Here is a 9,153-nt window from a genome sequence, read left to right on the forward strand (position 1 = left end):
TGGCCGCTTAGCATCCATCGTTGTCCATAGTCGTCGAGAAAGGGCGCTGTCCGATGAGCTTTATGATGTTGCCGCCGGAGATCAATTCCCTGCAGATGTTTTCCGGTGCGGGGTCGGGCCCGATGCTGGCTGCGGCGGCGGCATGGGAGGGGCTGGCGTCGGAGTTGGGTCAGGCGGCGTCGTCGTTCGGGTCGGTGACCTCGGGCCTGGCGGGGCAGGCGTGGCAGGGCCCGGCGGCGCAGGCGATGACGGCCGCGGCGGCGCCGTACGCCGGGTGGCTTTCTCAGGCGGCGGCGCAGGCTTCGGACGCGGCCGGCGGGGCCCGGGCGGTGGCGAGCGCGTTCGAGGCGGCGCAGTCGGCCACCGTGCAGCCGCTGATGGTGGCGCTCAACCGTAATTCGCTGGTGCAGGCGGTGATGTCGAACTGGTTCGGGCTCAACGCGCCGGCGATCGCCGCGCTGGAGGCCGACTACGAGGCCATGTGGGCTCAGGACGTGTCGGCGCTGTCGGGCTATTACTCGAGCGCGGCGGCCGCGGTCGGGCAGATGGCGCCGGTGACCGCGCTGCAGCAGACGTTGTCGGGCCTGCCGGGGGCGGCGCAGAGCCAGGTCGGGGCCGCCGCCGCGGCGGCCGGGATCAATCTGGGCGTCGGCAACAACGGCAACCTCAATGTCGGCGGCGGCAATATCGGCGACAACAACATCGGCAGCGGTAACACCGGCAACGGAAACTTCGGCGGCGGCAACCTCGGCAGCGGCAACGTCGGCAGCGGCAACTATGGAAACGGCAATGTCGGTGGTGGGAACGTCGGCGACGGCAACTACGGTTTCGGCAACACCGGCATTGCCACGGGTGCCGCCAAGAACATCGGTCTGGGCAACGCCGGCAATAACAACATTGGTCTGGGGAATAACGGTATCGGCAATGTCGGCGGCGGAAACACCGGGAACTACGACTTCGGCGGCGGCAACCACGGCGACAGAAACATCGGTTTCGGTCTGACCGGCAACAACAAGATCGGTATCGGCGACACCTGGTACAACACCGCAACCGGGCAGTTCAACTTCGGCGGATTGAACTCGGGCAGCGGCAACATCGGTATCGGAAACTCGGGCAACAACAACATCGGGTTGTTCAACTCCGGCAACGGCAACTTCGGCCTCTTCAACGCCGGCCCGACATTTTCGGGAAGCCCGGGCAACTTCGGCATCGGGAACGCCGGCCTCGGCGACATCGGGTTGGGCAACACCGGTGCGGCGAACTTCGGCATCGGCAACGCCGGCTCTGTGGACACCGGGTTCTTCAACACGGGCCTTGCCAACACCGGTAGCGGGAATTCCGGTCTCTACGACACGGGCTCCAACAACTCGGGCAGCCTCAACACCGGTAACGGCAATTCCGGCGACTTCAACACCGGCCTGTGGAACGCGGGCTCCGTCAACACCGGCGTCGGGGCGATAACCGACGGCGCAGGGTCCTCGTCGGGCTTCGGCAACACCGGCGCTTTCGTCTCGGGCTTCTACAACCACGGCCCCGGTTTCGAATCGGGCATCGCGAACGCGGGCCTTGGCGTGTCGGGCTTCGCCAACACCGCGACCACGGGCTTGGTCAGCGGCCTGGCCAATTCGGGCGACCTGGTCTCAGGGTTGTTCAACATTCAGAAGCTACTGGCGCAGCTCTGACGGTCGAAGCGCGGGCTACCCGGCTTCCTGCACCGGCGGCACCAGGTGCAGGCTGCGCGGCCAGCGCGCGGGTGCCGGCCCGAACGCGCGGCGGGCGTTGCCCACGATCCGCTTGCCGGCCAGCCGGTTGCCGATGGCACCGACGATCACGCCGATGCCTACGGGCAGCATCTTGCCGAACATCAGCGCGCTGCGACGCACGGCGTACCGCTTCACCCAGGTCTTGAGCAGCCGCGAGTTCAGCAGCGACATCGATGACAACGGCACCGCCGACACGCCTTCCGACAGCCATGCGCCGTGGGTGCGGCCACGCCCGAGCAGGTCGGCGACGGCGCCCTCGCCGTTCTGGCCGACCAGCACCGCCAACACGAGAGCCCGCCGTCGTTCCTGGTGGTCGGCGGGGACGCCGTGCACCACCGCCAACGCCAGCGCGAAGAAGGCGGTGGCCTCCAGGAAGGTCACGGTCTCGGCGGCTGCCGCGGACAGCGCGCTGATGGTGCCGATGCCCGGGACGGTGGCGACCGCCCCCACCGCCATGCCGCTGAGCGTCACCATCCACACGTAGTGGCGCTCCAGCTTCGCAATGACCTGAGCGGGGGAGGCGCCCTGGCGGGCGTTGCGCAGCCTCGACACGTAGGCCTCGGCCGCCGGGCCCTGTATCCGGTAGCTGCGCTCGATCACCTGCGCCAACGCCCGGGCGGACGCCTTGGGCTTGCCGCCCGTCGCCTCCGAGCTGTTCGGTTGTGGGTTCCTTCGGCCTCGCATATGCCTCTCCTGCAGACGGCGTCTTTCCAGGTTAGCCCGGTTTGGATCCTGGGCCGCGCGTCCTTCCGGCGTACCCGCAATAATGCAGGTGCGAACGTTCACAGAGCGGGCGTTGGCAGGAGGGGCAGAAGGGGAGGTGGGGGAGATGACCACGGCTGCGCCCCGACCGACCGGGGACGCCCGGCGCGCCGGGGCGGGTGGCGGCTTCGTCGATCGATTGACGTCCGGGCTCGCGCGGGGCGCCGACAACCCCTGGAACGCGCTCTGGGCGATGATGATCGGCTTCTTCATGATCATGGTCGACTCGACCATCGTCGCGATCGCGAACCCGACGATCATGACCGACCTGCGCATCGGCTACGACACCGTGGTGTGGGTGACCAGCGCCTACCTGCTGGGCTACGCGGTGGTGCTGCTGGTCGCCGGGCGCCTCGGCGACCGATACGGCCCCAAGAACCTCTACCTGATCGGCCTGGTGCTGTTCACGGCCGCGTCCGTGTGGTGCGGGCTGTCGGGCAGCGCCGCGATGCTGATCACCGCGCGCGTCGTGCAGGGCGTCGGCGCCGGGGTGCTCACCCCGCAGACCCTGTCGACGATCACGCGGATCTTCCCGGCGCAGCGGCGCGGCGTCGCGGTCAGCCTGTGGGGCGCCACCGCGGGCGTCGCCAGCCTGGTGGGCCCGCTGGCCGGCGGCGCGCTGGTCGACGGGCTGGGCTGGCAGTGGATCTTCTTCGTCAACGTCCCGGTCGGCGTCGTCGGGCTGGCGCTGGCGTTCTGGCTGGTTCCGGTGCTCGAGACGCAGTCGCACCGATTCGACCTGATCGGTGTCGGGCTGTCGGGCGTCGGCATGTTCCTGATCGTCTTCGGCCTGCAGCAGGGCCAGGCCGCGCACTGGCAGCCGTGGATCTGGGCGCTGATCGTCGCCGGCATCGGGTGCATGACGGCCTTCGTCTACTGGCAGTCGGTCAACGCCGACGAGCCGCTGATACCACTGCGGATCTTCCGCGACCGCGACTTCGGCCTGTGCAACGTCGGGGTGGCGATCATCTCGTTCGCCGCGACGGCGATGATGCTGCCGCTGACCTTCTACGCGCAGGCCGTATGCGGCTTGTCGCCGACGCGTTCGGCGCTGCTCATCGCCCCGATGGCCATCTGCAACGGGGTGTTCGCGCCGTTCGTCGGCAGGATCGTCGACCGCTACCACCCGCTGCCGGTGCTCGGGTTCGGGTTCTCCGTGCTGGCGACGTCGCTGACGTGGCTGTCCTTCGAGATGACCCCGGTGACGCCGATCTGGCGGCTGGTGCTGCCGTTCGCCGCCGTCGGGGTGGGCATGGCGTTCGTGTGGTCGCCGCTGACGGCCACCGCGACCCGCAACCTGCCGGGTGAGCTGGCCGGCGCCGGCTCCGCGGTCTACAACTCGGTCCGCCAGCTCGGCGCGGTCCTGGGCAGCGCCGGCATGGCCGCGTTCATGACGTACCGGATCACCGCCGAGATGCCGGCGCGCCCCGGCGGCTCCGACGACGGCCCGTCGGGGCTGCAGCTGCCTGAATTCCTGCGCGAGCCGTTCTCGGCCGCCATGTCCCAGTCGGTGCTGCTGCCCGCCTTCGTGGGGTTGTTCGGGATCGTCGCCGCGCTGTTTCTCGTGGGCTTCGCCCGGTCGGGTATGGCGCTCGAGGTGCCGCCCGACGACGAGGCGCTCGAGGGCTACGACGACGACGACTACGACGAATTCATGCTGCTCGGCAAGCCGGACGCCGACGTTCCCCGGACGGAGCGACGGGTCGCTGATCCGATGAGGCCGCCGGGTCGCCTTGTGCCGCGGCCGGTGGTGGCCGCCGCCGACGCCCGGCATCGCGAACCCGTGCGCGTCCCGCGTCAGCGCCCGGCGCCGCGACCGCAGCCGATCGGCTTCGCGCACAACGGCTCCCGCGTCGACACCGGCCGCCGCCTGCGCCCGCTCGGCGAGGTGGCGGCGCGACCCGGCTCACCCGTCGACCGGCCGCGGCAGCACAACGGCTCGGCTCGCCGTGACCTCAAGCCCGACGGCGAGGCGCCGCGCGGCCAGCATCACCGCAAGGATCCCGACGACGACCTCGGGGGCTACGGCCGGCACGCGTCGGGCAGGTAGGGCTCGTTCGTCAGCGCCAGAAACGCGCCCAGGTCGATCAGCCCGGCCGGCGTGGCGGGCAGGTACTCGGTCAGCGACTGTGAGCACACGATGATCGCCGCGTACTGCGCCCGGCTCACGGCGACGTTGAGCCGGTTCCGGTTGAGCAGGAACGAGATTCCGCGCGGCACGTCGTCGATCGAGGACGCGGTCATCGAGATGAACACCACCGGCGCCTGCGCGCCCTGAAACTTGTCGACCGTCCCGACCCGCACCCCGTCGAGCCCGGCGGCACCCAGGACGTGGCGCACCAGCGCCACCTGAGCGTTGTAGGGCGCGAGCACGAGCACGTCGTCGGGAGTCAGTGGGCGGGTGCCGTGCTCGTCGGCCCACGGGGCGCCGATCAGGCGTTTGACCTCGTCCGCTATCGCCTGCGCCTCCTCGCGGCTCTCGGTCGAATTGCCCTGGTGGGCAAGGGAAAGGACGTGCAGGCCGGGCGGGTGTCCAGCGAGCACGCGCGCGGCGGTGCAGTCGTCGGACCACAACCTGCCCTCGTAGGAGAGGGCCGACACGGCGGCGCACACCGCCGGATGCATCCGGTAGGAGCGGTCCAGGAAGTAGCCGCGTTCGGGCGGCAGGGTGCGCCGGTCGTCGACCAGCCAGTCGAGGGCCGAGGTGTCGACCGGTTCCGGGTGGGTGCCCTGGCTGACCTGCGGCAACTGCTGGGGGTCGCCGAGGAGCATCAGGTTCGCGGCCGCGCGCGCGACGGCAATGGTGTTGGCCAGGCAGAATTGGCCCGCCTCGTCGATCACCAGGAGATCCAAACTGCCGGGAGGCACCCTGGTGGCGTTGGCGAAATCCCATGCGGTGCCGCCGATCACGCAGCCCGGCGTGTCGGCGACGAAGCCCGGGTAGCGGCTGGCGTCGATCTGCTGCCACGGCCGGGGCGCGCTGTCGTACGGCTTCTTCGCCACCCGTTGCGGATCGAGGCCCGCCTTGATCACGCAGCCCAGCAGGTTCTCGACCGTGGCGTGCGATTGCGCGACAACTCCGACGCGCCAGCCGTGTTCGGTGACCAGCCGTTCGATCACCCGGGCGGCGGTGTGCGTCTTGCCGGTGCCGGGTGGCCCGTGCACCGCGAGGTACGAGGAGTCGAGGTCCAGCGCGGCGGCGGTGATGACGGCCGCCATGTCACCGGGGCCGCGCGGCAGCGGGTCGCCGCTGCGCGTGCGAGGCGGGCGGCGCAGCAACAGGTCGATCACCGCGCTGTCGGGCAGTCGGGGCAGCCCGGCGGCCAGGGCGGCGGCCGTCGATTCGATCGATTCGCGGAGCGCCGTGGTGGCGATGGGCGGGCCGGGGGTGAGCGCGAAGGGCAGTTGCCGGAACTCGTTGCCGTCGCCGCCGGTTCGCTCGACGATGACGACCTCCGTGGGCAGCGACCAGTCGTCGGCCTCGATCACTTCGGCGCGCCCGGCGGCGCGTCGGTCCGGGCTGTCGGTCATGCCGGGCGGGGCCGGCGGGTCGTACAGCGCGAACACGTTGCTGGTCAGCTCGCCGCGGGCCAATTCGCCGCGCAACCGCACCCGCCGCTGCGGCTTGCGGGCGCGCGGCGGCGTGTGCCAGTCGGCGTCGACCTCGGCGTGGTCGGCGACGAAGACATCGGCGGTGTCGCCCCACTCGTCCAGGGGGAAGTTCAGCCGGTCGAAATGCGACCACCAGAACGGCTTGTCTTCGCGCCGGTGGTAGCCGCGCGCGGCGGCCACCAGCGCCACCGCCGTCTGCTTGGCCGTGCGGTCGCCGAGGGCGGCGTCGCCGCAGAACCGCGCCAGCGTCATCGCCAGCGCGTCACGGTCGTCGACGGTATTGCCCTCGCGCACCGGTTGTGCGCCAACGGGAACCACGCCCGCTTCGTACGCGCGCAGCAGAAGCCAGTTGCGCAGTTCTCGCGTCGACCGGCAGTCGTAGTGGTTGTAGTCCTCGATCTCCTTGAGCACCGACTCGGCGTCGTCGTGGCGGCCTTCCGATCGCAGCTCGCAGTACCTGGCGTAGGAGGTGATCGACGCGGCGGCGGTGGTGACGTCCCCCGCCCGCAGGTGGGCGCCCATGTACAGCGGCTCGAGGGCCTTGAGGCTGAACGACTCCGCCCCGACCCGAATGCTCTTGCGCACCAGCGGATACAGGTCGACCAGCGTCCCGCTGCGCAACAGCTCGTCGACCTCGTCCTCGCCGACCCCGTACCGTCCCGCGAGCCTGAGCAACGCCGTCTTCTCGTAGGGCGCGTAGTGGTAGATGTGCATGTTGGGCCGGCGCCTGCGGCGTTTGGCCACCATCGCCAGGAAGTCGTTGAGGGCCTTGCGTTCGTCCGCCCGATCGTGTGCCCACAGCGGCCGGAAGCCGGCGTCGGCGTCCATCACGCCGAACAGGTATTCCAGGCCCCACTCCCGCCCGTCGGCCGTCCACAACGGGTCGCCCTCGAAGTCGAAGAACAGGTCGCCGGGATCCGGCTCGGGCAGCAGCGTCAGAGGCTGGGGGTCGACGACCTCGAACTGCGGCACACCGGAATCCCGTTGTCGCACTTGCAGGGTGGCCTGGCCGACCAGCTTGCCCAGGGCGTTTGCCGCGAGGTCGGGCACCGGCCCGGTGTGGGCGGCGAGTCCCGCCACCGTGGTGATGCCCGCGTCAATCAGCTTGCGGCGCTGGGTCACTCGCATACCCGCCACCAACAGCAGGTCGTCCGCTGCGCGCAGCTGTTCGGCGCACAACTCGCAGCGGAAGCACGCGCCCACGGCTTCGTCGTCCCATCGCACGGCGGTGCCGGCGGCGTAGTGCGCGTCCAGCAGCCGTTGCAGCGCGTCGCGCTGCGCGCGGTACACCGGGACCAGGTCGCACACGCGGTAGCGGACGGCGGTGCCGTCGCCCAGGCGCAGCTCGGCCTCCGGCGCGATCCCGACGCCCGAGGCGGCCAGCGCGTCGGCGTAGGAGGCCAGCTGCAGCAGCGCGGTGACCTTGGGCGAGCGCGCCAGCTTGGTGTCCATCACCCGGTAGCGGTCGCCCTCGAGCATCAGGAAGTCGGCGAACCCGACGAAGCGGCCGTCGAACATGGCCGCCTGATAGACCACCGGGGCGCGGGCGGCGACCGCGCGGCGGGTGGCCTCGGCCGCGGCCGCGAACCCGGCCAGCGAGTAGGCCGGGCGGCCGATCACCGCGACGCCGTCGCCGAACTCCTCGCGGAGCCGGTCGAGCTCCCGTCGCTCGTGCTCGTTGCCCAGGGCGACCGTCCGGGCGAACAGCTCGTCCTCCACCGAGACGGCGGGCCCCCGGCCGAGCTTGGCGTCGAACTCCCTCAGCAGGGCGTACTCGCAGCGGGCGGCGGACGCAAGATCCGTTGCGCTGTAAATGATGCGGTCCCCCGTCACGAACACACGGCAACTGTAGGCGAGGGGTCCGACAGAACGGCCCCATTGAGTTGCGGATGTGAGTCGCCGATGAAGTCCGTCCGTGCGACGCGTGCCCGCGGCCGGTGAACCTGTAGCTTCGGCGGGGTGATCGTCGCGGGGGCGTTCCTTGCCGAGGGTGCCTCGGTGGTGGACAACAAGCTGAACGTCACCGGCGGCGTCCTGTACCGGTTCGTGGTCGGGCCCGACCGCCGGGCCCAGTTCTTGCTCGTCGTCCTCACTCAGACCGAGACCGAGAATCCGTCGCGTGAGATCGAAGTTGAGCTGCGGCCCCCGACCGGCGACGAATCGCTGCGGGACACCTTCGAGGCGCCGGAAGCCGCCGTCAGCTCCGAGATCGGCTTCGTGTACTTCCCCATAGACGTGCGGCTTCCGATCGACGGGCGCTGGGTGATCGTGGTGACCGGTGGCTCGGGGGCCATTTCGCTCCCGCTCGTCGTGGCGGGCGTCTAGCGCCGTCGTGCCCGCGGCCGGCTAATTAGTTACGCGTACAACGGATCACAGTGGTCACGCTAGCTTTCTGATGTCACATCTTTCACTGGGATGCAGTTAAGCCGGTTAAATGAAAACAAACGTTTGCGAATATCTGCACAAGCCGCTCTAACCGGCGTACTGTCTCCGAGCTATCCGAGCCTGTCGGGCCAGCGATCGGAGCTGTTATGTCGTCGTCGTTTGTTGTGGTTGGTACGGAAACGTTGACGGCGGCGTCAACAGATCTGACGGGAATCGGTACCGCGGTGCGCGCCGCTCATGCGGCGGCGGCTGGGTCGACGACGCAGATCGCGGTCGCGGCCCAAGACGAGGTGTCGGCGGCGGTCTCGCAGCTTTTCGGTACCTACGCGCGGGAGTATCAGGCGATCAGCGCGCAGGCGACGGCATTCCACGACCAGTTCGTGCAGGCGCTGGCCAACGCGGGCAACGCGTATGCCCTCACGGAGGCGGCCAGCGCGTCGCCGTTGCAGACGCTCGAGGACGACATCCTGGGCGTGATCAACGCGCCGACGAATTTCTTGTTCGGCCGGCCGCTGATCGGTGATGGTGCTAACGCCACGACGCCGGGCGGCGCAGGCGGGCCGGGGGGGTTCCTGATCGGCGCGGGCGGCGTCGGCGCGGCGGGGGCGCCCGGCACGGGCAGCAATCCCGG

At 70.0% G+C, this 9,153-nt stretch carries 6 protein-coding genes; 4 read left to right on the top strand and 2 right to left on the bottom strand.

The annotated features are described in order from the left end of the window. The first annotated feature begins 53 nt into the window (after nucleotides 1-53). Entirely contained in the window at nucleotides 54-1,682 is a 1,629-nt protein-coding gene (locus GPY60_RS21835; protein ID WP_156689782.1) for a PPE family protein, read from the top strand. A gap of 15 nt (nucleotides 1,683-1,697) precedes the next feature. Here the strand turns inward: GPY60_RS21835 and GPY60_RS21840 are convergent, their stop codons facing one another. Next, nucleotides 1,698-2,447 (bottom strand): hypothetical protein, encoded by a 750-nt coding sequence (locus GPY60_RS21840; RefSeq protein ID WP_156689783.1) that lies wholly within the window; start codon nucleotides 2,445-2,447, stop codon nucleotides 1,698-1,700. Between the two features lie 145 nt (nucleotides 2,448-2,592). Between GPY60_RS21840 and GPY60_RS21845 the strand changes: the two genes are divergently transcribed. Continuing rightward, entirely contained in the window at nucleotides 2,593-4,575 is a 1,983-nt protein-coding gene (locus tag GPY60_RS21845) for an MFS transporter (protein ID WP_156689784.1), read from the top strand. Here the strand turns inward: GPY60_RS21845 and GPY60_RS21850 are convergent. Next, nucleotides 4,548-7,976: a TM0106 family RecB-like putative nuclease gene (locus GPY60_RS21850; protein WP_156689785.1), complete on the bottom strand. Its 3,429-nt coding sequence runs from the start codon at nucleotides 7,974-7,976 to the stop codon at nucleotides 4,548-4,550. The genes GPY60_RS21845 and GPY60_RS21850 overlap by 28 nt on opposite strands. 123 nt (nucleotides 7,977-8,099) lie before the next feature. Between GPY60_RS21850 and GPY60_RS21855 the strand changes: the two genes are divergently transcribed. Together GPY60_RS21855 and GPY60_RS21860 are read left to right on the top strand one after the other, a co-directional pair. Continuing rightward, nucleotides 8,100-8,462, top strand: coding sequence for a hypothetical protein (locus GPY60_RS21855; RefSeq protein WP_156689793.1), 363 nt, complete (start codon nucleotides 8,100-8,102; stop codon nucleotides 8,460-8,462). Between the two features lie 206 nt (nucleotides 8,463-8,668). Further along, a partial coding sequence (locus GPY60_RS21860) for a PE family protein (protein ID WP_156689786.1) occupies nucleotides 8,669-9,153 on the top strand: 485 nt, incomplete at its 3' end.

Source organism: Mycobacterium sp. Marseille-P9652 (genome assembly GCF_902652685.1).
GTDB lineage: Bacteria > Actinomycetota > Actinomycetes > Mycobacteriales > Mycobacteriaceae > Mycobacterium.

Bases quoted from the DNA above. Each gene is read 5' to 3' on its own strand.
- GPY60_RS21840 (WP_156689783.1), bottom strand. From the start codon at position 2,447: ATGCGAGGCCGAAGGAACCCACAACCGAACAGCTCGGAGGCGACGGGC.
- GPY60_RS21845 (WP_156689784.1), top strand. From the start codon at position 2,593: ATGACCACGGCTGCGCCCCGACCGACCGGGGACGCCCGGCGCGCCGGG.
- GPY60_RS21835 (WP_156689782.1), top strand. From the start codon at position 54: ATGAGCTTTATGATGTTGCCGCCGGAGATCAATTCCCTGCAGATGTTT.